This is a genomic window from Spartinivicinus poritis, from assembly GCF_028858535.1.
GTDB classification, from domain to species: Bacteria; Pseudomonadota; Gammaproteobacteria; order Pseudomonadales; family Zooshikellaceae; genus Spartinivicinus; species Spartinivicinus poritis.
The window spans coordinates 43158-68386 of the sequence record NZ_JAPMOU010000006.1 but is presented as its reverse complement, the minus strand read 5'-3'; the positions used below and the strand labels follow the sequence as shown (position 1 = coordinate 68386).

Here is a 25229-nt window from a genome sequence, read left to right as displayed (position 1 = left end):
GGCTTTAGATATTAATAAGTAAGCGCTTCCTTGGCAAAAGACACTCTCCAATGCGGCAATACTTTTACAGTTACCTTCGCGCCACCATGAATGCCTAGTGCAGTCAAACTCAACGTAGGATCCAACTGACTCACCATATCACCTTTAGTAATTCGCCAAAGTTGTTGTTTATCCATATTACAGGTTTGCAAAGTAACCTTTTGTTGATTGCTCTGCTCATCAACTAAACTCAAGCACTTGTTTTTATCCCTTTGTGGATGTAGCCGCCCATCACTATCCAGCCACCAAAGCTGTAAATTTGGCTCGTTACAGTGCCATAGCTGCAGCGTATTTTTTTGGTCAATTTCTCTATACAAGTCCAAACATAAATTATTACCAAACAGAATGGCCTGATAGAGCTTATCAGACAAAAAGTCTTTAGCCTGCTCAATGATATTTTCACCCATCAAAGGCTTCTGTTTAATTTGTTGTACTGTGGGCGTCTGCCACTGCCAGCTGCCTTTCACTCTGGCCAAAACCCTGGCATTTGGTTTGTTGCTTTCTACATCTAGCACCAACTGTTTATTAGCCAAGTTACTTATTATTCCGTTTTCTATTCGCCAGCGTTGTGATAACTGATGATTACAAGGCTGCATTGCTGTCATTACAGCGGCTAGTGTGCTTTTCTTGCCCGGATCAAGACACTTATCCACAGAATGCTGAGGACGCAGACGCCCGAAGCGGTCTATTTGCCACTGCTGGTTTAAACTATTATCACATTGCTCAATCACTACTGGAGCATCCGCATTCACCAATCCACCAGCAACAGATAAACATAGGTTTTCTCTGAACTTTATTGGTACAAAGCCCGTTACTGATGACAAGCTTGTCTTATCAACAGATTGCAACTGTTTCGATAAAATTTGCTGGTTAATGACTTTAAATTGCCATTGCTGACCTGGAGCATCCTCAGCTGCTACCAGAGATAACTGGCTACCTGCATTATTATCAAAGGCAATGAGTCGTTGATTGTTAGCTACAGCAACCAGTTGGCCTGCTTGAAACTGCCACTGCTGAGCTGGTGAATCTGAACACTCATTGATAAACACCAGTCCGACAGGGTTAATGCTAGATGCAGCTAGAAATTGTAAACATTTGCCATCGGCCAATTGGCTGTGCAGCCTGTTTTGATCATCAAACCACCACTTTTGATGTTTAGCGTTAATACAGCTTCCCAACTTTACTGGTGTATAGTTATCACTATTACTCCACAACACCTCTAAACATAAATCATTGGCAAATTGCAGCAGTGCAATCTCTTTTTCAGGCCGCTTAGGTATAGGCGGGCTCTTTTCATGGATAATCGGTCGCGTTGAAAGAGAAGACGGCAAAACTTCTGCCCCTAACCGCTCATTAGCAGCTACTAATTGACTTAGAGTTACCAATGATAAAAACCAAATGACTATTACAGTAGATAAAAAACTATTAACCAAAAATAAAGAGCTGACAACAGGGTACATCTTGTAGTGCATATTTATTCCATTTAAACAACACAAAAACTACCGCTTTACGAGAACTGATAACACTTACCTGATAGAGCCTCACTCAAGCAAATAACAACAAACCTATTGTCACAAAGTTGGCTTTTACGCAAAGGTCTTGCTTTATTCAAATACCTTGTTATGAAGCCAATCATTTAGTTGCTCAAGAAATAAGCATATTTAGTTTGAACGTACAAAGCACGAATGATAAAAAAAATGACGAGCAATAGCTGGAAGTGGCGCACGCTGTGGTGCTTTCATTGTTGAAGTCATATAAAGCCAGCAGTGCATTCAACCTTCTCTATTCGACCAACCACTATAAAGCAGTAACAACCAATTATTAACCAACAGTTAGGCACGCAAACAGTTTCTAGTATAATTGGCAGCTTTAAAATAGTACTTTATCGACTTACAACAGTTAATTTTTAGTGACATTTTTACGTAATATTTGCTGTACTATCCCATTATCAGCAGCTAAGGTAATAAATAAGGTGGCAAGCTAACTTCACCATCAAGTCCTATTACTGTTAAAGCTTTTTAACAGTAATAACTGTACAGGAAAGGTGCTGACTTTACAGGAGTGTGAACACTCCGACATATAACAGGCATCAAATAAGCCTGATTCAGTAACAATAAGAATCAGACAGTCAGCAGAAGGCCCTGCAAATATTTTAATCAAAGCGAACAGTTGTCGGATACGAACAGTAATAAAATAATAGTGTCAAACCAACTAGTAGCTCTATAAAAATTCAGTAATTAGTCATTTATACCTAATAAGAATGGTTTGTAGGTGAGGCCATCAAGTGACGAGGCCCCATAAGCCTATAAATAATAGGTGATTGGGGTGACAGTTAAATGCTCCTGCATTAACTGCATTCCCGCCATCCATGGTGGTCATAACAAAAGCTAGAAGTCATTCTTGAAGGGTATATTTGTTGTAACCATTGTAGTAACAGGTAAGGCTATGGTTTTAGCACTCATCGAACAGGCTCGAATATTTGCTACAGAAGCCCATGCAAGCATTAATCAACGTCGCCGCTTCACAGACGATCCTTATATCGTTCATCCAGAAGCAGTTGCAAAACTCGTTGCTGAAGTGACCGATGAGGTAGTATTGATTGCCGCTGCCTGGCTACATGACGTTGTTGAAGGCACTCCTGTTACCCTCTCTGATTTACGCAATCAATTTGGAGAAGACATTACCCAGCTGGTTTATGAAGTCAGCAAGATCAGTGGTGATGTTGCAGGCGACAAGGTTTTGAAAAAAGCGCTTGATCGCGACCACTTTGCTCAAGCTTCACCAAAGGGAAAAACCATCAAACTAGCAGATATGATTGATAACTTAAGTAGTGTTGTACAATTAGCTCCTGAATTTGCCAAATCATATGTTCCTGAAAAAGCATTGCTATTGCCTTTATTAAAAGAAGGCGACAACACCTTGTATATACGTGCAACTACCGTGCTTGAGCAATGTGAACGAGAACTTTACAAAGTGTTTGGCGATCTTTACAAAGATTATTAAAAACTGTAAAAAATACAAATTTACTGTACTCCCAACAACCGGGAATGTTTAGAAGCCACTTTTATATAAGGATATAGTCATATCTAATTCAGCTATAGAGCATTGCATCCTCATCCCTGGCATGGATGGAACAGGTCTTCTATATGATGAGTTTCAACAATACTTGGCAAACCAAAATGTTCATCTAACTATTCTTAACTACCCAACAGCTCAGGTATTGACCCAACCAGAACTCCTGAATCAATTAGATTCTGTTTTACAACAACAGGATAAGCCTGTTTGGTTAATTGGTGAGTCATTTGGGGGGCATCTTGCCTATCAACTTGCCCAACAGCATCCAGAAAAGGTCAATGGACTGGTTTTGGTTGCCTCTTTTTTAACACCTCCTTTTTTTCTATTAAAGCTAATGCCTGCAAAATTAGTTCAGTTCAGCTGGCTTTGTCTACAAAAGACACATTTACTAAGAAAACTAGTTATATCTGTATTACTTCATAAAAGCTGTTCAGATACCACCAAGACAAAGCTAAGTCACGCTATTAAGCAAGTTGACGCAAAAGTAATAGCATCGCGATTTACCCAAATCAAACAGTTAAACATCACGTCGGAGCTAAGCAATTGTCACTATTTAAAGCCAACATCTGACCTATTAGTTAGTAATAAAGCTATTCACCAATTAAGTCAGCTGTTTAATAAAAGCATCTGTTACCCAATTAAAGGCACCCATTTTTTACTACAAACCAATCCAGAAAAGTGCGCAGAGATTGTGTATAAAATCATTACCTGTCAGGGAACTGGAGAAGCCTTTACGGGAGAATAACTTGATATCAGTTTTAACATCTTAACAATCATCCACAAAAACAACAGTGGCAATAAAATTGTCTGTAGTATAAAACTGGCTATTAGTTTAATAATATCCTCAAGCGCTTGTTCAGAAATCGCTTTTAATTGTTTCATTTTCTCAACAGGATTAAGTTGGGCTGTAAGCTGATCCATATTATTTTTCAACTTTTCCCAAAATGATTCTGGTTGAGCTTGTAAAGCCTGTTGCTGCGCTTGATGATAAGCTTCAATTTGCTCTGTTGTGTCTTGCAAGCGATCGGTAGCAGCTTGCTGCTCTGCTGCAAAAAAGCCTAAATACAGTGCCTGATTAAATAGTACCATTAACACCACTGCATAACGTAGTACAAATAAACAGGCAAATAATTTGGCACTCACCAGCCACCACTTGAGGCCAATATCTTTGATAAACCATAATGCAAAAAGATAAAAAACCGCACTGACTGCCAATAATATACTCATTAAACCCGTTGCAATTAATTCATTAATGAGTTTCTGAATACCTAACGACGTAGTACTGGTCAACATTACCCAAGAAAATCGTTCAACTAAATCATTAACTGGATCTAAAATTTCTCCAGCAGTAATCGTTACCCCCACCCCTACTGGTTGAATAGACACCTCTGTGCCTTGAATAACCGAGATCACCCCATTAAGTAAACGCGCAGTCGCAAACGTCACCGCCGCCTGTTTCAATTGCTGATCAGTCAGCTCTGACGCCTCCTCATCCACCCAAGTAAACCAGGAGCCAACACACATTAGGATCACTAACAAACTAATCAAACACTTCCAACGAGCCTTCATATCCTTCCCAACCCTCTTACACCTCTATCTAGCCAAAGTGAATGTCTTTTAGGGGAGGCCGTCGAGCGATGCAGCCCCATGAGTTTATGCTTTTATAAATGATTGGGGTGAAGAGCGACGACAACAAACCCTAAGAGCCATTCGCGAAGGGTAGAGGTTAGTTATAACACAAATTGGTTATAAGTTCGTCAGCATAAGACAATGGACGATACAAACTTCACTCTATTAGGGGTTGAACATAATAGGCTGTATAATTGATTAGGCTTACTTAATTTGCTTTATAGGAAAACCTGTGCAATGAGATCATTCGCTTTTCTACAGGGGCTTGATAGAGACCTTCAAGAGAACCTGCTCAAACAACTGCGAGATCTGTGGACTCATACATCTACTGCATTGGAAGGTAATACCCTAACTCTAGGGGAGACCAAATTTGTCATTGAAGAAGGTTTAACCGTATCAGGTAAACCAATCAAAGATCACCAGGAAGTGATTGGCCACGCCAAAGCCATCGAAATCCTCTACCACTTATTGGACAAACCTGTTACTGAACAAGATTTATTCAACCTGCATAAAGCTGTGCAAACAGAAATAGTGAGTGATATTTATAAACCACATGGCGCCTGGAAAGTAGAACCCAATGGCACCTATGCAGTGGATAAAGAAGGTAAGCAAACATTTATTGAATATGCTTTTCCCAGTGATGTTCCATCACTGATGAACCAATGGTTAATAGCAGTCAATCAGTACAACAGTGAAAGTCTATCTTTAGATACCGCAATTGAAGCCTATGCAAAAATTCATATGGGGTTTGTTCATGTCCACCCATTTTGGGACGGTAATGGCCGAATAGCCAGATTACTGGCAAATTTACCCTTATTGAAATCCGGCCATGCGCCAATGGTAATTGATTCTAAAAATAGAAAAGAATATATAGAAAATCTAGCAGCATACCAGCTTGAAATAGGTACCTTAGATAAAAACACCGGGCTATGGCCAGATGAAAAACAGCTAAAACCGTTTATTGATTTTTGCAAAAAGAGCTATCAAACCACATTGGATTTAATTACTAATGCTAAGAATCAGCAGGAAAAGCGGGATGCCCGTGATTAAATGCTATCTGGATTGATATTTCCCTTTATCAATCCAGACTTTTAGCACAGTAAAAATAAACAGTTTACTCCTTCAATCCCTCTGGCAATCGAATAACAATGATCTCATTATCATCCGGTTTATTGGTGGTTACATGTCGACCAATACTAAATGGATAATTATTATCATTCAGCAAGGCAATATGGTTTTTATCCAGAATAACTATGTTTTCAATCGTTTCGAAAGGGAAGGCAAACTGGTTATTGCCGATGCCTACATCACCGGTTTCGCCCATGGCTAGGTTATGTGGGTCTGCAATAGTAAGCAAGTCTACCAGCTCTTGTTTTTCAACCTGACCATTTGCTTTAAGCGTAATTAAATGGACTTTTTTATAGCCATTTAAATCGCCTTGGCTACCATCCCTTTCTACTACTAACCCTTGATTATTATTAATCATTTTAAAAGCACCAATGGCTGTACCTTGTTTATCCATGGGGTAATAGTATTGTTTACCAGTGAATTGTTTAGTCAACAAATCAAATTCGCTTATTATTAAATTTCTATTTTTGCTATTAGCTAGTTTTTTATTATTCTGACTTAATACCGGCAATTCCAGCATTGCCAATAAACGTTTGCCATCCTTAGAAATGGCAAGCCCTTCAAACCCTCCACTGCGCTTTATACTGATACCATCTACCAGGGCAGTATTGCGGTATGGCCAATACAAGCCTGCTAACCAAGGAGTGTTTTTGCCATTTTCATCCTGCAAATTAGTGCCATCATCAGCATCAGGCCCTATAGTCGGGAAATCGCCTATTAAATAAACCGTACGAATACCTGGGTAATTTTTCTGTACTTCTAATAAAGTATTAAAGTCAAAGCTTTGAATATCCACCTGTTCAACTAAGTTATTTGTTTTGATTAACTGAGCTAATTTACTTGCAAAAGTTTTAGCGTCTACTGTACGGTCTTTATAAACGTTGCCATGTTTATCTTTGTCACTGCGAGGATTTATTTTAGTTTCGATATTAAACCGTGCTGTTGCTGCTACTTTACGCCGTTTAACCGCTTTTGGATGGTATTTACCAGGGCCACTGGTATAATAGTCTTGATAGAATGTTACAAAATCAAATAGCTGTTGCAATGTTGGCATTACATAGACGCTAGGTAAATGTTGTACTTTTACAAATGCCTCTGTGACAGGAGACAGTGCAGGGTTGCTTTGCTGGCTGTCACCACGAAAGGTTTTATCACAAATAAACTGTTGTTGTATTTGCTTAGCTGTTAAGTCTTTTATTAATGCTTGATTATCTTCCGTATAAGCTGAGCCATCCTTACGGCGACACTTACCTGCTTCAATATAAGGATCATGATTAAGCATTAACTGGCCATCTTTAGTAATGCCTGTATCAGTTTCCAGTGTGGTCATTAAATTATCAAGCGCCACTTCCATAGCAGGTAAAGTATTTTCTGGTCGTAAATTACGCCCGCCACGATGACCTTGGGCATCAAACTTACTGCTATCAATCAAGCCTTCTCTAGTTAAAAAATCACCTGGCTTACCATCATTATTAGCATCAAACTCTTGGACCGCTTGTAATAATAAGTCAGGCCGATCAGAGATAATACCATCCACCTCTAGCTTCATTAGTTCTAACATCCGGGGCTTGTCGTTTACTGTCCAGGTTACCACTGGATAACCTGCTTTTTGCACAGACGACACATCAAACACACCACTCGCCGCCAACTTTAACTCTTCAGGTGTGTCCTTATCACGGGCATAGTGAGTAACTTTAGGGTTGTTGTCCTGCAACATGACATGGTAAGGAGAAAATACTGGCCGAAACTGAGCACCCTGTTGTTTAGCATGTTGAGCCACCGCATTCATCACCCGTACTGCGCTACCTTCTTCTAGATAAGGGTTTTGAGGGGAGTTTAAATATTTCGCTTTATTAGTTAAATCGCTGGCAAAATTCGGTAAACGATAAGGCGGCTCTAGTAATATGCCGTCTTTATCAAAATGGAGTAAAAATGGTCCAAACTCATCACCAATCCACAACGAACCATCTGGTGCACGCTGCACAGATTCCACATCAAAATCTGCACCGGTTAATAAACGCTCTTCAGTAAATTGATTAACAATAGCAAACGGTACTTGTTTATTAGGGTCTTTTAAACTAATAAACCCTTCCACCTTCACTTTGCCAGAGCCTTTGCCTGTTTGAGTTTTATAATCTGGCTTTAAAGTATACAAGCGCAATAAATAATCGGCTGAAGTTTCTAAAGTGCCATAGCCATTATCGGAAAGCGCTAATAAACGCCCATCCTTTTCCTTTAATACTGCCGAAAAGCCCTGAACAGGCTGTTTTTTAAACGGCAACTGCTGACCATTGATATTATTACTACCCAGCCGACCACCAGAAACCAGCCCATCAGCAAAGCTATCAGCCGGCAACTTAGCAAACCCCACCAGAGTTGGCTGAGTAATAGGGCTGGTTTGAGTATTAGTTTCTGCATTAGCTGTAAAGTGCGTTGGCTGTTGGCAGGCAACCAAACCCAAAGCTGTAGATAAAACGAGAGTCGAGTATTTTAGATAAGTCATTGCTTACACATCCCTTCCTAAATTTGTTGCTAAAATAAGCAACTAGTGTGAATCCTTGATGACAGGAATTAGCATCGTGGAAGAGAGAATGGAAAGCAACTGGTAGAAAATCTAAAAGATAGATACAAAAGCAAAAACTACCAGTTTAGAGAAAATTACAGGAATGAGCAGTTACACAATTTAAATTACAGACTATAGCTTCCCTTAAGCTATATCCTAAGGGAAGCTAGTTATTTTACTCTGTTTCTTCCTCTGCTGCTTCCTCTGGTGGCTTACAACCCTTAGGAGTTGCACCAAACTCATCTATACTTTTTTCAACTTCACAAGACCAAAAACCATCTACATCCCTTTTATAACTAATTTTCTTACCTTTAACACCCTTAGTTATGCCACTTCCATTCAAAGTAACCTCTAAAGTCCCTGCTAGAGTAGCTGCATTAGTTCCACTAACCGTAACATTCGTAGCAGGTCCAACTAAATCCTTATTGAATGTTATACCCAACTTCTTAGGGTCTTGTATTTCTGCCGCTGTAGGAAACGTACCTTTTTCAGCAATATATGTCTCAATAATTGCTCTAGAGGCAGACAATGTAGCTAAAGTACTAGCAACTTGCGACTTAGCTGTATACTTCTGATAAGCAGGTAAAGCTACACTCGCTAGCACCCCAATAATCGCCACTACAATCATTAATTCAATCAGCGTAAAACCGCTTTGCTGTTTTTTCATTTGAGTCTCACTCCGTTTAATAAACAACCAACATCTTTTTTATAAGTGTTTTTAGGCACTTTAACGGATTGAATAATTAATAAGCGTTTTTGGGTGATTTTTATTTGCAAAATTAACTGTGTGTTTTGTACATCTTTTGTAGTTGATGATTTCGCATGCTGCTTACAACAAGTTCCTTCTCCCACAAGGGGGAGAAGGTTAGGATGAGGGGGACTAGCTTTGCTAGTGAAAATATATTTCCTGCCAGCTAAATAGACATTTTACCCTCACCCCAACTCTCTCCCAGAGAGAGAGGGAGCTCAGAGCATCGTTCGCCACTCAAACACTTTCAAAGATATAAACAAAAACCTGTTAGCCCATCAGCTTGTGTTAATTTTGCTTTATTTATAATCACCTAGTGCTTATTTAACTTATTCAATACCTGAGTGGTATATGCTCAAGATAAGATAACAGCTTCTTTTTCATTGACTCTCTAGCTGTGTTGCTTGTTTTAGGCATAGCGCCCTATGTCAGCAAAAAAGCGCATTACCAGAAAATAAATGACATTGAAGGCTGATACCACTATTTACCCCTATACCACTAACATGTTGAAATACACGACAGAAAATGTAGAATAGTTCACAGTTTACTAGTGCAATTGTTTTCCGACAAAAGGATAGTGTCGAGCTGTCCTACAACTGACCATCATTTATACAACACGTGACATTTATTATGCATTAATTAACTCACTCTTTGCAATTTGTTGAAGCATTTCTTAAAGCAAATATGAACTAGCTATCATTCATTCTACTTAAGTTGTACATTTTTTGTTGTATAAAAATACGGCACAATCATCCTATCTGACTGTTTAATACTCACCTCAGTATGTTTTTGATTATTTTTTAGCTGGTTTTTAGTCGCTGTTCAGTTTTTGTAAGTGGGAATTAACCAATTAGTCTAAGACTGTTACTATTACCTAATTGAAATACACAGGTGGTGATTAATGGCTGCTTTAGTAATTCATGAAATTGATGAAGAAATAGTAGAAGCCCTCGAAGGCGTAGCAGAGCAAAACGGCACCAGTCCAAAAATTGAGCATCGAAGAATTTTAGAAGCAGCTTTAAAACCAGCTGAGCCTCAGAAAAAATGTTTTGTTGAGTTTTTAGCTTCCATGCCAAATATTGGGAAGGATGAGGATTTTGGGTGCTAATCATCAATGCGCATGAACAGGTCTAGTAGCTCTTCTTTTCTGCCGTTTGGGATTTGATTTAGTGGGCTGTTGTACCCAAGCACCTTTTAGTTTGGCCAGGTTGTATTTGGGCAGATTATTAAATTTATCGCCTATTTCGCCTGCGGTTTGAAATATAACCAGAGAGACTAAGATGATCGGCAGTCCCCATGATGCTCCTTGGAATAATGCCAATATGCCAAATAATAAGATCATTGTGGCCAGTGTTTTCAGCATCATCGCGACTACCTCCTTAGCGGCGCAACTTCTTTAAGTTTAGCACATGCCAATTCACTAAATAGACTGCTGCTGGGATGAGCCAGCAGCGCCTATGCGAACGACACCAGCTCTTTAAATAAGCTGGAAGGTTGATCACTGACTAAGCCTACCCAAATCTTATACCCGTCTACACTTATGTTACTGGAGATCACTACCTAGCAAGAGGATCAAACATGGCTATTCCGCAACAGGTGCAGCAAATCTTGGATAACGAGCAAATTCGTTACCGGCTTTCCAGTGTTAGTGATAACCATGAGCATCCTCCCAAAAGTGCTACTGCTGTTTCTGTTGTATTAGAAGATGATGCTGGACAGCTGCAGATTATCTGTCCTCGTGACCATATGATTGACCTGGAAAAGATGAATGAAAAGCTAGGGCGTAAGTTAGTAGCGACGTCATATCGAAATATGCAAAAGCTTTACAGCAACCATGGTCTGCAAGCATTACCCGCTATTCCCCAGCTAACAGGTTTACCAACCTTAGTTGAAAACAGCTTGCTAAAACATGAAACTATTTATATTGACTCAGGTACCCAGCATCAATATATCCGGGTTAAAAGCGATGAGTTCAAGCGTATCACTGGCACTGCAACCTATTTGGACATTACGCTACCACTCAGTGAAATCCATCAGCGCTTTCCTAAAGCTGAAGATGATGTACAGGATATAACCAACGCGGTTGAAAATTTTACTTCCCTAAGAATCAAACAACGCTTGGAGCAGACTATTGAGATTCCGCCCTTGCCAGAAACCGCACAGAAAATCATTCAGCTACGAGTAGATCCTAACGCTGATATCCGCCATTTAATTGAGGTGGTGGAAAAAGACCCAAGCTTAGCCGCACAGGTAGTCAGCTGGGCAGCTTCACCTTATTATGCAGCTCCCGGGAAAATTCGCTCGATTGAAGATGCCGTAATTAGAGTGCTTGGCTTTGACCTGGTTATTAATCTAGCTATTGGCTTATCACTTGGTAAAACCTTAACTCCCCCCAAAAATGAGCCCGAAGGGTTCACCCCCTATTGGAAACAAGCCGCTTACTGTTCATTGGGGGTTGAGGCGATGGTTCGAAAAATTCCTCCCAAACAGCGGCCAGAACTAGGGTTAGCTTACTTAGCTGGGTTGTTACATAACTTTGGGTACTTGGTGCTGTCCTTTGTATTTCCGCCACATTTAGAGCTGATTAACCGGTATCGTGAAGCTAACCCTCATGTCAGCTATGTGGATATTGAACGACATGTACTGGGAGTTTCGCGAGATCAAATTGGCGGTTGGTTGATGCAAATATGGGACATGCCTGATGAAGTAGCCAAGGCTATTCGCTATCAGAATGATATTGAATATGTGTCTCAGCATGCTGAGTATGCCTACTTGCTTTATATTGCCACACAATTATTGTGTCGACATGGGATTGGTGAAGGGATGGATGAACCAATACCTGAGAACATGTACGAAACCCTATCGTTAACCCCAGGCGAGGCTGAAGAGGCTATCAGTAACTTAATTGAGAAAAGTGAAGCCGTTGAAAATTTGTATAAGTCTTTTAATTCTCTAGGTTAGCCTTTGTAACTCTATTTTTTTAAAGCAGCCAGAATTTGGTCAGTGGTCCAGTTTTGGCTAATCCAAATTGCTTGGGAAGAAAACATAATAATTTGCCTGATATCATTCAATTTAAGCCATTCTTGCCCTTGCACTTGGCTCGACTTGGAAGCTCTGGCATTTGCATTTTTCTTCAAAGGCTTTCCCATCGACTGTTCAACCAGGCTCATAACATGCTCAAACCCAGGAAACTGCTGATAACAGCTGGAGATTACAACTGGCTTTTCATCTGTACTGGGGATGTTGGCAATACAGGTTAAAATTTCTAAATAATCGTAAGGGCCAAAAGGCTTAACATGGGCTTGCCCTTTGCCATTATAGTGTCGCCAAACACTTGCCTTAGCTGGAGCAGATAAAGATTTAGTTGCCACAGGCTTTGGAAGCTCAGGCAACTGCAGCAAACCATACCAATACATCAAGTAGGGAAAGCTGACCAAGCTGATACAAACCACCAACACCAGGGCTATGATGAGTTTTGGCAATGAAGTCATCGTGTCGTAAAAAATACCAACCGCTAATTTGACTTCATCTTAAAACAACAGGCCAGCATTACCCGCTGAGCCTGTCACAGCTTAGCCTGAAAATCTCACTTTCTAGCCACCTAGGACTGCTTCTTTTTACCCTTCGGCATCCAGTATTTAGTTAACCCTTGAAACCACATCACTTCCTTGGTATCTCCAGTAATTCTCAAGGTTTGTTTTTGAATTGCCTTCATAAATGCCTCTTGGGCATTTGCAGCAGTAAATGTAGTAAAACCTGTATTGGGATCAGCAAACTCCAGGGTAAAAGCTGGTGTTTCGCATTCTCCTGCATGACTCTTAATTAAGCCATTACTTACAATAAAATGCCTGGCAACATGACCATCACGGGTTTTAATTTGAAAGCTAAGCTGTTTGTCAGCTATTTTTTCTCGCATTTTTTGTTCTTTTTTACTAGCTCTAGCCATCAAAAAACCCATCATCCAGAGCAGTAACCTAAATTTCATAGCCACTCCTATGGCTGGTTATAAGACCACCCAGGTTAGTTATCCATTAACCACATCCTTAAACGCTTTACCTGGCTTAAATGCAACCGTATTACTGGCTTTAATTTCTATCGTTTCACCTGTTTGTGGATTTTTTCCTGTTCTGGCACCACGGTGACGTTGCTCAAAAGTACCAAACCCAATAAGCGTTACTTTATCTTGTCGATTAAGGGCATGGGTAATTTCATCAAGAATGGATGTTAATACCTGACCTGCCTGCTCTTTAGTTAAATCTGCTTTATCAGCTATTGCGGCAACAAGATCTGGTTTGCGCATGGTTCCCCCCTAACTCAATAGTTATTCAGTGCACGTTGAAGAAAAGTACAAGTTTAGGCCTGCTGCTATTTGTATGAAAATTGCTGTTAAGCGATATTTCAGGCAAATGGAAACAGATCCTAGAACAGACTGTTACTTATTAGGCTTACTGATTATCAGAATTAGTTGCGCAATAATAGCCTGCAACTGCCTTTTAATATGTCTGATCAGTCAGAAAGGTGTTTTACTTATACACCAATTGTTTTTATTTCTTATTTATTGCGTATCGATTAAAACTCTGTGTTTCTTATATTTATTTTTTAAGCTATATTTACAGTTATCACTTACTTTACTACTTATTTTTTCAATTTTTGATAGCTGTTGATTATTGATGAAGTTTAAACAAACGTTCACCCTAGCAAATTTTTTCAAATAAGTCGGCTATTTTATAATTTATTTCAGATCGTAAAAACGGAAGCGTTTGATTACATTTAACTAACAACTACACCTAACCATTAGCAAGCAAATACTAACCAATTGCAATCATTTCAAAATCCAGCTTACTCACACCACAGTCTGGACATAACCAGTCTTCTGGCACATCTTCCCAGCGGGTACCAGGGGCTATTCCTTCTTCTGGCCAGCCTTCCGCCTCATCATAAATAAATCCACAAACTACACATTGCCATTTTTTCATATGTCAGGCTCCTCACCCACTAATAAGGGCTAATCAGTTATAGTTCACTAGGGCAGCAAGCAATTATGAGAGGTACCCTTCTATTCAAAACTTGCAACTGATAGCAAGATATCGCATTCTGCGCGCCAGACAACTAATCAGTATTAAGTAAAAACTTCATTGTGAGCGCATTATCTATCTTTGAAACTGCTCAGTGGCAGCCTCATCTTAACATACCTGCACCCTGGCATGACTGGCTGACATTCACGGGTTCTCTCTCACAACGCTTGCAGGATACCTTTCAATCCCTATCAGTCAAGCTGATCAGCCAACAGTGGCAGCCTGCACTTCTTTCTGAACAAAAGCAGTTGGGTATTCCAGAGCAGCAGTCAGCATTTATTCGTGAAGTGATTCTGTGTGTCTGCCAGCAGCCAGTAATCTATGCACGTACTGTGATACCAGCATTTACCGGCTTGCTAAGCTGTCAACCACTACTCAGTCTCGATACAGAGCCACTAGGCAAGTTATTATTTACTCATGCCAGTAGCAAACGTAACCCAAACTTTCAGTATGCTCACTTTAGTCATGAGCAGCTGCAGGCATTACCCATGCCCTCAACAATAGCGCACTCAGCTATTAATCAAGACTGTTGGGGCAGGCAATCGGTTTTTATCATTAACCAGCGGCAGCTAGCGGTAAGTGAACTATTTTTGCCGACGATTTTTTCACTGCAACAACTAACATAATCATGCTTATTGATAGTGACTAACAGGATGGAAATAACCAGTAGCTCTTCTGACAAACTCAATGCATTGCTGAGTATCACCCGTTTAAACCGCCCTATTGGTCTTTACCTATTGCTTTGGCCAACCCTTTGGAGCTTGTGGCTAGCTGCTGATGGTCTGCCAGATTGGCACCTGATTATTATTTTTTGCTTAGGTGTCACAGTAATGCGCAGCGCAGGCTGTGTAATCAACGATATTGCTGATCGTCACTTTGATGGCCATGTTAAACGTACTCAAAGTCGGCCACTGGTTACTGGTGAGCTAACGCTTAAGGAAGCAATTGGCTGCTTTGTAGCACTTTGTACAATTGCGCTGGTACTGGTGTTATTTACTAATCAGCTGACTATTTTACTGAGCTTTGGTGCCTTGGCTTTAGCGATTTGCTACCCCTTTATGAAGCGCTACACTCATTTCCCACAAATTGTATTAGGGGCTGCTTTTTCCTGGTCGATTCCTATGGCCTATACTGCTCAAACTGGAGAGCTAAACCATGCTATCTGGTTACTGTTTTTGGCTAATCTGACCTGGACAGTTGCCTACGATACGGCTTATGCCATGGTAGATAGAGATGATGATTTAAAAATAGGCGTCAAATCTACTGCTATTTTATTTGGGAAAGCTGATAAACTTATGATTGGCTTATTACAAATAATTACTCTAGCTTTGTTAGCAGGGGTAGGCTATTTATTTCAGCGTGGTTGGCTGTTCTTTATTGGCATCGGTTTAATGGCTGGGCTGTTTATCTATCAGCAGTACTTAATCAAAGATCGTGATCGGTCCCAATGCTTTAAAGCATTTTTAAACAATCACTGGGCAGGCATGTTTGTCTTTGTTGGAATAGTTTGTGATAGTGCTGTTTCTTAGTTTCATTTGTAGGTAATAACTAGGAAAACTTCTCACTGTGGTATTGAGCCACAGTCATAAAACTCATGGATTGGAAACACTTTCAGGGCAGAGCCATACGAATGTCATGCAAATGTAACATAAAGACTGTGTAATGCTCTGCTGACAACTTGAAAGCGAGAGAAGGCTTGAAAATGGTTGGCAAAAAAATACTCATAGTGGACGATGAGGCCCCCATCCGAGAAATGATTGCAGTTGCACTCGAAATGGCAGGCTACGAATGTCTGGAAGCAGATAACACGCAAGATGCGCATAGCATCATGATCGATAAGAAACCCGATCTAATTTTGCTTGATTGGATGCTACCAGGAACCAGTGGAATTGAATTGGCTAGACGGCTTCGCCGTGATGAAATTACGGCCAATATTCCCATCATCATGTTAACCGCCAAAGGCGAAGAAGATAATAAAATTCAGGGCCTGGAAGTGGGAGCAGATGACTACATCACCAAACCATTCTCCCCCAGAGAACTGGTTGCCCGTTTGAAAGCAGTATTGAGGCGCTCTGGCGCTCAGGAACCTCAAGAGCCCATCAGGGTTGAAGGGCTTGAGCTGGACCCAATCAGCCACCGAGTTAGCATTAACGGTAAGCCGACTGAGATGGGACCTACTGAGTACCGTTTATTGCAGTTCTTTATGACACATCAAGAGCGAGCCTATACCCGTGGCCAGTTATTAGACCAAGTGTGGGGCGGCAATGTGTACGTTGAAGAGCGTACCGTTGATGTTCATATCAGACGACTGCGTAAAGCACTAGGCACTGGCCATGATCGCTTTATTCAGACCGTTAGAGGCACTGGCTATAGGTTCTCAACTAAGGCTTAACGGTGAAAGTTAACTGGCAAGGCGAAATTATTCAGCGGCTCGCTATCACTGTAGTAGTCAGTGTGTTGTTTGGAGTAGCTATTGGAGAAGTGGCCTGGGTTTTAGCAATTGTCTTAGCGGGATACCTTAGCTGGACACTGTTACAGGTTTTTCGCCTCAGCCATTGGCTTCAAGAAAGTGAGCACAATCACCTAGAGCCACCAGAAAGTCGTGGTATCTGGGGAGATATATTTGATGCTATCTACCGGCTACAGCGTCGAGATCAAAAGGCGCGCGCCCGGCTACAAGCAGTGATTGACCGCGTTCAAGAGTCTACTGCAGCGCTTAATGATGCTGTGATTATGGTTGACAATCAGGGCAACCTGGAATGGTGGAACCAAGCTGCAGAAGCCATGCTCGGATTTAAGAGCCCTGTAGATCAGGGGCAATTAATCACAAACCTAATCAGAGACCCAGCATTTTTCAAATATTTCGACAAAAAGGAATATCAAGAAGCGCTGGAAGTACCCTCCCCCATCAATGACCAGCTCATCTTACAATTCAACATTACCCTGTTTGGTCGCAATGATCGCTTGTTGTTAGTACGAGACATTACCCGACTGCATAATCTTGAGCAAATGCGAAAAGACTTTGTGGCAAATGTTTCCCACGAATTAAGAACCCCCCTGACAGTGATCAGAGGTTATCTGGAAACCTTGCTGGATAACGCTGATATTTTGCCTGAACGCTGGATACGCGCCTTACAGCAAATGCAGCAACAATCAGACCGAATGGAAAATCTGGTCAGCGACTTACTGTTGTTATCACGACTAGAAACCAGCGACCGACAAGCTGATTTAAAGCCAATTTGCTTACAGCAGATCTTGTCAAACATTATTAGTGATGCCAAAGCGCTCAGTGGTGACCGTTGTCATCATATCCAGCTGGTTTGTCCAGAAAGTGCAAAACTGCTAGGCCATGATCGAGAGTTGCATAGCGCTATCTCTAACCTGATCTTTAATAGCGTCAAGTACACTCCCGCTGCAGGACAAATTGATGTGCATTGGTGGGAAGATGACTCTGGTGGACATCTCTCCGTGATGGATGATGGAATTGGTATTGACCCCAAGCATATCCCACGCCTTACTGAGCGGTTTTACCGTGCAGATCCCAGTCGTTCAATTAACACTGGTGGCACTGGGCTTGGCCTAGCCATTGTGAAGCACGTACTGATCAGACATAACGCTCGCTTAGAAATCCAAAGTGAGCTTGGTAAAGGCAGCTGTTTTATCTGCCACTTCCCACCCACCATGATCGCCAGTGAAGATTGTCCAGAACTCGTGGAATAAAGCCCTAAAAGAACTAAAAAATTTCGTAATTCACAATAATGCCTAAAGCGAAGGGCATATACCCATCATGAATCATTTTTAGGTGTAAAAATAAAGTAGTATATACTCAAAGCGAAGGATTATTTAGGCGAGGCCACTGAGCGATGAAGCTCCAGGAGTTTAGATAAACTAAATGACTGGGGTGAAGAACGACGGTAACAAAGCCCTTGTGCCCTAGGGGTATAAAAATCATTCGCGAAGAGTATATCACCAGTATTTTTTCCCAGACCCCGAAGCAATAAACTTCGATAAATAATCAAATTTCTGTGGATCTTCATCAACAAAAACCACTGAAATGACAATATTTTCTGCATTAATATTTTTTTGAGGTGCCTGTAATGTATGGATTAAACAGTTAATTCTGGCTATATCACCGGCATTATCATTTTGCTGCAAGTCTATTACCGCTGTGTCCAACAACTGAGGAATACCATGCTCACGACTGGCAATCACTTTTGCTTCTTTTAAGCTGATATCCTGAATTTCACAAGGAATCGTTTTATCATGCACTCGCAATTGCGCAGGGCCTTTTGTTGGTTTTTTACTTGCTTGCGGCTTAGCTGACGCCGTTGTACCTCCTGTTAATGCTGCAACAGAGCCTGACTGGGCTGGTTGAGGGGCAGCTTTAGCCGCAGGCTTAGCTGGTGCCCCTCCTACTGCCTTAGCACCAAGTGCTGATATCGAGCCTTGCGAAACACTGCTTTCAAGGGCACTTTTGGTCGCCTTACCTTCCAATACATCACGGGGTAGCCGCTTGGATAGCACTTTAATGACTTTTTTCACCAACTGATCATTAGAGAATGGTTTGCCAATATATTCACTCACACCAGCTTGAATCGCTTGGACAACATTTTCTTTATCACCGCGACTGGTTACCATGATAAAAGGGGTTTTATTATACTGATACTCGTTACGCATCCACTGCAATAGCTCCAGGCCGCTCAGCTCTGGCATTTCCCAGTCACACAACACCAAGTCGTATTCACTTTTCTCTAGCATGGACATGGCTTTTTTGCCGTTAATCGCCTCCTCAAAAATAAAGTGAGGAAAACGATCTTTCACTGCTTTTTTTACCAGGTCCCTGATAAAGGATGCATCATCAACAACTAATAACTTTACTTTTTTCATCGTTATGTCAGCCCCTTTGGGCTAAACCCAAAAAGCTCGTCTAATGAGAATATAGACTAAATAGTCAATGGCCATTGATTGAAATGACCTACCTACAATTAAAAATCTTAACCTGACTTAATCAACATAGGCTCGCTATGGTTAGCCAAAAATTGTTCCATTTCTTTTGGAGGGAGTGGTTTGCTCAGCAAATACCCCTGAATAAAGTCGCAACCATGGATTTGTAGAAAGTCACACTGCTCGCTCGTCTCGACTCCCTCTGCCGTCAGGCTAATACCAAACTGTTTGGTCATTGCCACAATCGCTTTAAAAATTACCTTACTTTCACTGTTCTCAGGAATTTCATCAATGAAGCTTTTATCTACTTTCAGGTTATCAATAGGTAGTTTTTTTAACGCACCCAGTGATGAATAGCCTGTACCAAAATCATCCATGGCTATCCCCACCCCTTGACCTTTAATAGCCTGAAGCATTTCAAAGGACACATCACCAGATTGCATAATGCTGGTTTCAGTTAACTCTATTAATAAGTATTTAGCTTCTAACTCTGTTATGGAAAGTTTGTCTGTGACTAGCTGACAGATGTCCATTCGATTAAACTGAATATTTGATACATTTACTGCCACTTTAAGAGGCTTAAAACCCGCCAGCTGCCACTCCCTTGCTTGGCGGCAAGCTTCTTCTAATACCCATTCACCTAACGGCACAATTAAACCAGACTCCTCAGCGAGTGGAATAAAGCGTAAAGGTGCTATCAAGCCTTTTGTTGGATGCTCCCAACGAACCAACGCTTCACAACCAATTAACTCACCTGATTTAAGTTCTAGTTGTGGTTGATAGTGAAGTACCATTTGGCCTTGCTCAATGGCTTTACGTAAATCAGTTAATAGTTCGTGGCGCTCCATTGCCTTGGTTGTCATTGCGTTATGGTAAAATTGATAAGTATTTTTACCCAAGTTCTTAGCATGATACATTGCTGTATCGGCGTGCTTTAATAGCTCTCCTGCTTCTTCACCATCATCAGGATAAACTGTTATACCTATGCTGGCCCCCAGGTGATAACGCTGCCCTTTTAATATAAATGGATGTGATAAAGCCTCTAGAATTCGTTCTGCAACCAGGCTAGCATCCTCTCCTTTGGCTACACCATTGAGTAAAATAGTAAATTCATCTCCACCCAGTCGAGAAACGCCTTCATCAGGCTCAAGGGTACTATCAGACAAGTCTGCAATATTGCGAGAAATTAAATCTTCTGTACGTAAACAAAGCCTTAGTCGATTAGCAAAGGTTTTTAGTAGATCATCTCCCGCATCATGTCCTAATGTATCATTGACTACCTTAAACCCATCCAAATCAATAAAGAGTAATGCAAAACAAAGCTTTTGCCGCTTACAGTGCGCTATGGTTCGATTTAGCGATTCAATAAACATGTTGCGATTGGAAAGCCCTGTAAGGCTATCTTGGTAAGCAATTTTATGCAGTGCAATACCCGTCTCTCGCAAACTATCACGCATATCATTGAAAGCTTTGGCTAAATCACCAATTTCATCTGTTTGTCTAGTATCAATTGCCACTTTCATATTGCCTTCAGCAATATCTAAAGCCGCTTGTTTGAGATAAACAATGGGATTAACAATTAAGGAATTTAAAATCCAATACAGTAAAAAACCACCCACCAACATCGTGCCAAAAGTAATTACCGCCACTACTACTTCAACCCGTTCAGTAATTACATGAACATCAGCCTCTGGCCAAACAGCAATAAGACTCAGATTGTCAGCAAGTTGCACTAACGACAAGTAGGACTCATCATTCGCAAATGGCGCTTTTAGGGTTTCATTAACTTGGTTTTTTAGTCGGCTGAATAGCGCTTTATCCATTATTGTTTTATCAGGTTTTGGGCTATATAACGTCTGCCCCTGGTTATCAACCAAAAACATATAGCCATTGTTACCAATCCGAGCTTGCTGCAAATATTGCAATAGCTCGCTGGTGTCTACTGAGATGACTAAATAGCCTCGTAATTTAGCTTCTGCAAATAAAGGGTCAATCGATTGATCAGCTAACCGTACCGCTTTGGATACTAATAATGTAAGGCTTTGAGTATCCGGATGTAGCATGAAAAATGCCTGAGTTTCCTGATCACTCTCTTTTAAGCGGCGAAACCAAGGCTCTCCTCCTTCCTGATCCGTTTGGTTAACAACTGGCTCCCAGGTAGAACGCACATCCTCATAACCGTCTGGCAACAGCAAACGAATTTCAAAGTGGTCTGAATACGTATTTTGATAATTTTGAAATACTTGTAATAACGGGCGGTAAAGCAGCTGATAGCGCTTATTTTCATCCAACTGAAAATACCGCTTTAGCAAATTGGTGGAAGCCAATAAACTGATATTGCCGATACTCACCCGTTGCAAATGATTAACCTGGGTTTTTACCTCTTTAATCTTGAGGGTCATTTGATCAAGGGTTTGATGCTCATAAAGCCGCTTTATTTCCTTATAAGCTAAAAACCCCAGCAGTAGAACCGGTAAAACTACCGTGGGCATCAGCAACAGAATTATTTTCGCCCTTAACTTCATACTGGTAAGTACTATTTACTAAAATAACTATTAAAAAACATTATATTCAGTATATTAGCCCGAATACTTCAGCAGAACATATCATTTTTAGACATAGGGCACCTCTAATAATTGTTTGCCGCCTCTGGCCTTCATGAAGAACCAAAAGAAAAACCGGCTTATTGTAAATGGAAATAAATCTGACTAATTTTCTTAGTTGCAGTACTTGGCAATGGCAATAATAGTTCAAGCTTCTGCATTACTTGAAGGGATGGATATAACCATGGACTCTGTTGCATTGGTTCTGGGAGTAAAGCTCTTGCAGCAGCATTTGGGCTGGAGTACGCTACATAGTGAGCATTTTCTGCCGCATTATGCGGTTCATTAAGAAAATCGATAAATGTAGCTGCTAGTTGTTTTTTTTCAGACTCCTCTGCTACTGCTAAATAATCTAATATCATCACTGAGCCTTCACTAGGAATAGTAAATTCTATAGGTACGCCACTACGCATTAACGCATAAGCTTCTCCATTATAAACAGCACTTACCCATAAGTTTTCGTTGATAGAACCTGTAGCGGGGTAACGAATATCACTTGTCCATAAAACAAAAGGCCGCTGTTTAGTTAGGGTTAATTCTGCTTTTTGTAAGGCATTGATACTGGTGCTATTGGCTGAATAGCCTAAACTAAGCAAAGTAATTGCCACCGTTTCATGGGCTGTCGGTGGCATCAGAATTTTGCTATAAAGCGAAGGGGATGGATTAATAATATTACTCCAATGCTTAATAGGTTCTTTTAACCTTTCATTATGAAAAGCAATTCCTAATACTTTCCAAAAATATGGCACTGCAAATTTTTCTAACAAATTATGCTGGGTTAACCAATGACTATCGATATACTGAGTATTTTTTAGTTCAAAATCAGTAAGCGGGGTTATCCAGCCACTTGCGATATAAGCTGTTGCTGAAGTAGAATCAACACAAACAACATCAACGCCGCGCCCATCACTTTCCAGCAATAACAAATTTCTATCATCATCACTACTATAATACACCAGTTTAATTTTTACGTTGTATTTTTGCTCAAATTGCTTATATACAGTGGGCGATAAATAATTATAACGAATAAGAACACTCAGCTCAGGCTGATCTGTTTTAACTGTGTTGCTTACTGCAGCATGAGCTAAAACACCATAGTTACAACTAAGCCAAATAATGATTAGGAAAAATATATTGAAGCGCATTATGTGTTAATAATAGCTTTCAATAAGTTAGGCAGCAGGTTTTATTAGTATTTTATTTAAAGAATGATATCTTGGGGGATAAAAGTTAATGTAGTGATAGGGTATCGCGAAAGGATTAGAGCCATGGTGGAGCCCAACCTCCCCCTTTGAAAAAGGGGGATTGAGGGGGATTTCATGAAAGCTTATTCAAGGCATCTAAAACAGCCCACAGTCTTTTATGCTCAAATAAAATCCCCCCCTACCCCCCCTTTACCAAAGGGGGGAACAGCTTTACTATAAAATTTGAAAGAGTTGATAAAAACTACTTCTCTAATACTTCTTCTTTCATCCGTTTTAAACCAATATGCCGAACATCCGTCCCTTTTACTAAATAAATAACATGTTCGGCTATATTTCTGGCATGGTCGCCAATACGCTCTAAAGACCGCAGCACCCACATAATATTTAATACTCGAGTAATACTTCTGGGGTCTTCCATCATAAAAGTAACTAGCTCTCGCATAGCACTTTGGTACTCTAAATCAACCGATTTATCTTCTTGGGCTACTCTCAAGGCCATTTCTGTATCAAAGCGGGCAAAAGCGGTTAGTGATTCTTGAACCATGCGACGTACTCGGGCACCAATATGACGGGTTTCAATATACCCTTTTGGTGCTTCACCTTCCTCGGTTAATTCAATGGCATGGCCAGCAATTTTAGCTGCTTCATCACCAATACGCTCCAAGTCTGTCGACATTTTTGAACAGGCTATAACTAGCCGTAAGTCACTGGCTGCTGGCTGCCTTCTCGCTAAAATGCGTGCACATTCCTCATCAATGGTAAGCTCCATTGCATTGATTTGGTCATCATTTTTACGCACTTGTTTACCTAGCTCACTATCCGCATCAATAAGCGCTCGAACGGCATCACTGACTTGCTTTTCAACGGAGCCCCCCATTGCCAGCAAGCTATTTCTTACTTCTTCAAGTTCTGCATTAAATTGCTGGGAAATATGTTGAGTGTGAGCGTCTGAATTGATGTCCATTACTGCTTGCAACCTTGTTGTGAATCGGCGGAGCCCTGGGCCCGCTAAAACCCAGGCAATACCTGAAAGTATGTCAGATTAATAAGTTTACTTTATCATTACACAGCTTACTTTAATAATAGCTGATATCATTCCTCAAAAACGACACTTGATGTTTATGGTCTTTATATTAATTCCCAAGTGTATGCAATTTAGCCATAGCGTCCTGTAATATAGTCCTCTGTTTGCTTTTGTGCTGGGTTGGTAAACAATGTATCTGTATCGTCAAATTCTACTAATTTACCCATATACATGAACGCGGTGTAGTCTGAAACCCGAGCAGCCTGTTGCATATTATGTGTAACAATAACAATGGTATATTTAGACTTTAGCTCATTAATAAGCTCTTCAATCTTTAATGTAGAGATAGGGTCTAACGCTGATGCAGGCTCATCTAGTAGTAATACTTCAGGTTCTACAGCAATAGTTCTGGCAATAACTAACCGTTGCTGTTGTCCACCTGACATCCCTAGAGCGCTTTCATGAAGTCGATCTTTCACTTCGTCCCATAATGCAGCGCCTTTTAAAGCCCACTCAACTACTTCATCCAACACCCGCTTTTTATTAATTCCCTGGATTCTTAGCCCATAGGCAACATTTTCATAAATACTTTTTGGAAATGGATTAGGCTTTTGAAACACCATTCCCACCCGCCTGCGAAGATCCGCTACGTTAACAGATCGATCATAAATATTTTGATTATCCAAGGCAATCCGGCCCTCTAGCCGACAGCCGTCCACCAAATCATTCATCCGGTTTAAGCTTCTTAATAGCGTAGATTTACCACAACCAGAAGGGCCAATAAAGGCTGTTACCCTTTTTTGCGGAATTGACATATTGATGTCAAATAGCGCCTGCTTTTCACCATAAAATAAATTAACGTTGGCAATTTCAAGACAAAGTTGCTCCTGACTTAAGTCAAGACTTTGCCTCCCACGACCGAGGGTTGCCATATCTACACCATGAGTCAATGGCTGGTTTCCCTGTTGGTTAGTTTTCTGTGCTTCAACGGTTGCGAGGGTCGTCATAACATACTCTCACTATTTTAATAATAAATGCTTTATTACTGGCTATATATAAATTAATTTCATATATACCCTTCTCGAATGATTTTTAGGGTTTGTTGTCGTCTCTCCTTACCCCAATCATTTATAAACACATAAACTCATGAGACTTCGTCGCTCGACGGCCCAGCTAGCACTTTTTATTTCAGTTAG

23 protein-coding genes are annotated in these 25229 nt (G+C 40.7%); 9 read left to right on the top strand and 14 right to left on the bottom strand.

Annotated elements, in window-relative coordinates:
* Positions 1-11: 11 nt before the first annotated feature.
* The gene (locus ORQ98_RS06935) at positions 12-1511 is read right to left on the bottom strand and encodes a ricin-type beta-trefoil lectin domain protein (RefSeq protein ID WP_274688062.1); all 1500 of its coding nucleotides are present in this window, start codon (positions 1509-1511) and stop codon (positions 12-14) included.
* A 973-nt stretch (positions 1512-2484) separates the two neighbouring features.
* On the opposite strand from ORQ98_RS06935, the gene ORQ98_RS06930 reads away from it, so the two are divergent.
* Both ORQ98_RS06930 and ORQ98_RS06925 read left to right on the top strand, forming a co-directional pair.
* On the top strand, positions 2485-3042 hold the full coding sequence (locus ORQ98_RS06930; RefSeq protein ID WP_274688061.1) for an HD domain-containing protein: 558 nt from the start codon (positions 2485-2487) through the stop codon (positions 3040-3042).
* A gap of 121 nt (positions 3043-3163) precedes the next feature.
* Positions 3164-3859, top strand: a complete 696-nt coding sequence (locus tag ORQ98_RS06925) for an alpha/beta hydrolase (protein ID WP_274688060.1) — start codon at positions 3164-3166, stop codon at positions 3857-3859.
* Here ORQ98_RS06925 and ORQ98_RS06920 read toward each other — a convergent pair.
* Entirely contained in the window at positions 3826-4683 is an 858-nt protein-coding gene (locus tag ORQ98_RS06920; RefSeq protein ID WP_274688059.1) for a hypothetical protein, read from the bottom strand. The genes ORQ98_RS06925 and ORQ98_RS06920 overlap by 34 nt on opposite strands.
* Positions 4684-4980: 297 nt before the next feature.
* Here ORQ98_RS06920 and ORQ98_RS06915 point away from each other — a divergent pair, with 297 nt between their 5' ends.
* Positions 4981-5793, top strand: a complete 813-nt coding sequence (locus ORQ98_RS06915) for a Fic family protein (RefSeq protein WP_274688058.1) — start codon at positions 4981-4983, stop codon at positions 5791-5793.
* A gap of 64 nt (positions 5794-5857) precedes the next feature.
* Here ORQ98_RS06915 and ORQ98_RS06910 read toward each other — a convergent pair whose 3' ends face one another.
* Together ORQ98_RS06910 and ORQ98_RS06905 are read right to left on the bottom strand one after the other, a co-directional pair.
* Positions 5858-8374, bottom strand: coding sequence for an esterase-like activity of phytase family protein (locus ORQ98_RS06910; RefSeq protein WP_274688057.1), 2517 nt, complete (start codon positions 8372-8374; stop codon positions 5858-5860).
* A 235-nt stretch (positions 8375-8609) separates the two neighbouring features.
* Entirely contained in the window at positions 8610-9101 is a 492-nt protein-coding gene (locus ORQ98_RS06905) for a pilin (RefSeq protein WP_274688056.1), read from the bottom strand.
* A gap of 982 nt (positions 9102-10083) precedes the next feature.
* On the opposite strand from ORQ98_RS06905, the gene ORQ98_RS06900 reads away from it, so the two are divergent.
* Complete coding sequence (locus ORQ98_RS06900) at positions 10084-10290, top strand: FitA-like ribbon-helix-helix domain-containing protein (RefSeq protein WP_274688055.1); 207 nt, start codon at positions 10084-10086, stop codon at positions 10288-10290.
* A 3-nt stretch (positions 10291-10293) separates the two neighbouring features.
* Here the strand turns inward: ORQ98_RS06900 and ORQ98_RS06895 are convergent, their stop codons facing one another.
* Positions 10294-10548: a hypothetical protein gene (locus ORQ98_RS06895; protein ID WP_274688054.1), complete on the bottom strand. Its 255-nt coding sequence runs from the start codon at positions 10546-10548 to the stop codon at positions 10294-10296.
* A gap of 212 nt (positions 10549-10760) precedes the next feature.
* Between ORQ98_RS06895 and ORQ98_RS06890 the strand changes: the two genes are divergently transcribed.
* Positions 10761-12143 carry an HDOD domain-containing protein gene (locus tag ORQ98_RS06890; protein WP_274688053.1) on the top strand — a complete coding sequence of 461 codons (1383 nt, stop codon included), beginning with the start codon at positions 10761-10763 and terminating at the stop codon, positions 12141-12143.
* 11 nt (positions 12144-12154) lie between these two features.
* Here the strand turns inward: ORQ98_RS06890 and ORQ98_RS06885 are convergent, their stop codons facing one another.
* From ORQ98_RS06885 to ORQ98_RS06870, 4 genes are all read right to left on the bottom strand, one after another.
* A complete protein-coding gene (locus tag ORQ98_RS06885; protein ID WP_274688052.1) occupies positions 12155-12673 on the bottom strand; it encodes a hypothetical protein in 519 nt (172 codons plus the stop codon).
* Positions 12674-12783: 110 nt separating this feature from the next.
* Positions 12784-13167 (bottom strand): SCP2 sterol-binding domain-containing protein, encoded by a 384-nt coding sequence (locus ORQ98_RS06880; RefSeq protein ID WP_274688051.1) that lies wholly within the window; start codon positions 13165-13167, stop codon positions 12784-12786.
* 39 nt (positions 13168-13206) lie between these two features.
* Complete coding sequence (locus tag ORQ98_RS06875) at positions 13207-13482, bottom strand: HU family DNA-binding protein (RefSeq protein WP_180566423.1); 276 nt, start codon at positions 13480-13482, stop codon at positions 13207-13209.
* Positions 13483-13990: 508 nt separating this feature from the next.
* Positions 13991-14158: a rubredoxin gene (locus ORQ98_RS06870; RefSeq protein ID WP_274688050.1), complete on the bottom strand. Its 168-nt coding sequence runs from the start codon at positions 14156-14158 to the stop codon at positions 13991-13993.
* 161 nt (positions 14159-14319) lie between these two features.
* Here ORQ98_RS06870 and ORQ98_RS06865 point away from each other — a divergent pair, with 161 nt between their 5' ends.
* The 4 genes from ORQ98_RS06865 (at position 14320) to phoR (ending at position 17977) form a co-directional block, all read left to right on the top strand.
* Positions 14320-14883 carry a chorismate--pyruvate lyase family protein gene (locus ORQ98_RS06865; protein WP_274688049.1) on the top strand — a complete coding sequence of 188 codons (564 nt, stop codon included), beginning with the start codon at positions 14320-14322 and terminating at the stop codon, positions 14881-14883.
* Between the two features lie 27 nt (positions 14884-14910).
* On the top strand, positions 14911-15786 hold the full coding sequence (gene ubiA, locus ORQ98_RS06860) for a 4-hydroxybenzoate octaprenyltransferase (protein WP_274688048.1): 876 nt from the start codon (positions 14911-14913) through the stop codon (positions 15784-15786).
* 173 nt (positions 15787-15959) lie between these two features.
* Entirely contained in the window at positions 15960-16649 is a 690-nt protein-coding gene (gene phoB, locus ORQ98_RS06855) for a phosphate regulon transcriptional regulator PhoB (protein WP_163836011.1), read from the top strand.
* A 2-nt stretch (positions 16650-16651) separates the two neighbouring features.
* A complete protein-coding gene (gene phoR, locus ORQ98_RS06850; RefSeq protein WP_274688047.1) occupies positions 16652-17977 on the top strand; it encodes a phosphate regulon sensor histidine kinase PhoR in 1326 nt (441 codons plus the stop codon).
* 246 nt (positions 17978-18223) lie between these two features.
* Here phoR and ORQ98_RS06845 read toward each other — a convergent pair whose 3' ends face one another.
* The 5 genes from ORQ98_RS06845 to pstB form a co-directional block, all read right to left on the bottom strand.
* Positions 18224-19144: a response regulator gene (locus tag ORQ98_RS06845; RefSeq protein ID WP_274688046.1), complete on the bottom strand. Its 921-nt coding sequence runs from the start codon at positions 19142-19144 to the stop codon at positions 18224-18226.
* A gap of 107 nt (positions 19145-19251) precedes the next feature.
* Positions 19252-21726, bottom strand: a complete 2475-nt coding sequence (locus ORQ98_RS06840) for an EAL domain-containing protein (RefSeq protein WP_274688045.1) — start codon at positions 21724-21726, stop codon at positions 19252-19254.
* A gap of 158 nt (positions 21727-21884) precedes the next feature.
* A complete protein-coding gene (locus tag ORQ98_RS06835) occupies positions 21885-22949 on the bottom strand; it encodes an ABC transporter substrate-binding protein (protein WP_274688044.1) in 1065 nt (354 codons plus the stop codon).
* A gap of 301 nt (positions 22950-23250) precedes the next feature.
* Positions 23251-23973 (bottom strand): phosphate signaling complex protein PhoU, encoded by a 723-nt coding sequence (phoU, locus tag ORQ98_RS06830; RefSeq protein ID WP_274688043.1) that lies wholly within the window; start codon positions 23971-23973, stop codon positions 23251-23253.
* A gap of 191 nt (positions 23974-24164) precedes the next feature.
* Positions 24165-24965, bottom strand: coding sequence for a phosphate ABC transporter ATP-binding protein PstB (gene pstB / locus ORQ98_RS06825; protein ID WP_425347674.1), 801 nt, complete (start codon positions 24963-24965; stop codon positions 24165-24167).
* Between the last annotated feature and the right edge of the window lie 264 nt (positions 24966-25229).

Coding starts and splice junctions, on each gene's coding strand:
- phoU (WP_274688043.1), bottom strand. CDS start 23,973: ATGGACATCAATTCAGACGCTCACACTCAACATATTTCCCAGCAATTT.
- ORQ98_RS06895 (WP_274688054.1), bottom strand. CDS start 10,548: ATGATGCTGAAAACACTGGCCACAATGATCTTATTATTTGGCATATTG.
- phoB (WP_163836011.1), top strand. CDS start 15,960: ATGGTTGGCAAAAAAATACTCATAGTGGACGATGAGGCCCCCATCCGA.
- ORQ98_RS06925 (WP_274688060.1), top strand. CDS start 3,164: ATGGATGGAACAGGTCTTCTATATGATGAGTTTCAACAATACTTGGCA.
- ORQ98_RS06930 (WP_274688061.1), top strand. CDS start 2,485: ATGGTTTTAGCACTCATCGAACAGGCTCGAATATTTGCTACAGAAGCC.
- ORQ98_RS06870 (WP_274688050.1), bottom strand. CDS start 14,158: ATGAAAAAATGGCAATGTGTAGTTTGTGGATTTATTTATGATGAGGCG.
- ORQ98_RS06835 (WP_274688044.1), bottom strand. CDS start 22,949: ATGCGCTTCAATATATTTTTCCTAATCATTATTTGGCTTAGTTGTAAC.
- ORQ98_RS06880 (WP_274688051.1), bottom strand. CDS start 13,167: ATGAAATTTAGGTTACTGCTCTGGATGATGGGTTTTTTGATGGCTAGA.
- ORQ98_RS06920 (WP_274688059.1), bottom strand. CDS start 4,683: ATGAAGGCTCGTTGGAAGTGTTTGATTAGTTTGTTAGTGATCCTAATG.
- ORQ98_RS06900 (WP_274688055.1), top strand. CDS start 10,084: ATGGCTGCTTTAGTAATTCATGAAATTGATGAAGAAATAGTAGAAGCC.
- ORQ98_RS06910 (WP_274688057.1), bottom strand. CDS start 8,374: ATGACTTATCTAAAATACTCGACTCTCGTTTTATCTACAGCTTTGGGT.
- ORQ98_RS06890 (WP_274688053.1), top strand. CDS start 10,761: ATGGCTATTCCGCAACAGGTGCAGCAAATCTTGGATAACGAGCAAATT.
- ubiA (WP_274688048.1), top strand. CDS start 14,911: ATGGAAATAACCAGTAGCTCTTCTGACAAACTCAATGCATTGCTGAGT.
- ORQ98_RS06840 (WP_274688045.1), bottom strand. CDS start 21,726: ATGAAGTTAAGGGCGAAAATAATTCTGTTGCTGATGCCCACGGTAGTT.
- ORQ98_RS06935 (WP_274688062.1), bottom strand. CDS start 1,511: ATGCACTACAAGATGTACCCTGTTGTCAGCTCTTTATTTTTGGTTAAT.
- ORQ98_RS06875 (WP_180566423.1), bottom strand. CDS start 13,482: ATGCGCAAACCAGATCTTGTTGCCGCAATAGCTGATAAAGCAGATTTA.
- ORQ98_RS06915 (WP_274688058.1), top strand. CDS start 4,981: ATGAGATCATTCGCTTTTCTACAGGGGCTTGATAGAGACCTTCAAGAG.
- ORQ98_RS06905 (WP_274688056.1), bottom strand. CDS start 9,101: ATGAAAAAACAGCAAAGCGGTTTTACGCTGATTGAATTAATGATTGTA.
- ORQ98_RS06885 (WP_274688052.1), bottom strand. CDS start 12,673: ATGACTTCATTGCCAAAACTCATCATAGCCCTGGTGTTGGTGGTTTGT.
- ORQ98_RS06845 (WP_274688046.1), bottom strand. CDS start 19,144: ATGAAAAAAGTAAAGTTATTAGTTGTTGATGATGCATCCTTTATCAGG.
- pstB (WP_425347674.1), bottom strand. CDS start 24,965: ATGGCAACCCTCGGTCGTGGGAGGCAAAGTCTTGACTTAAGTCAGGAG.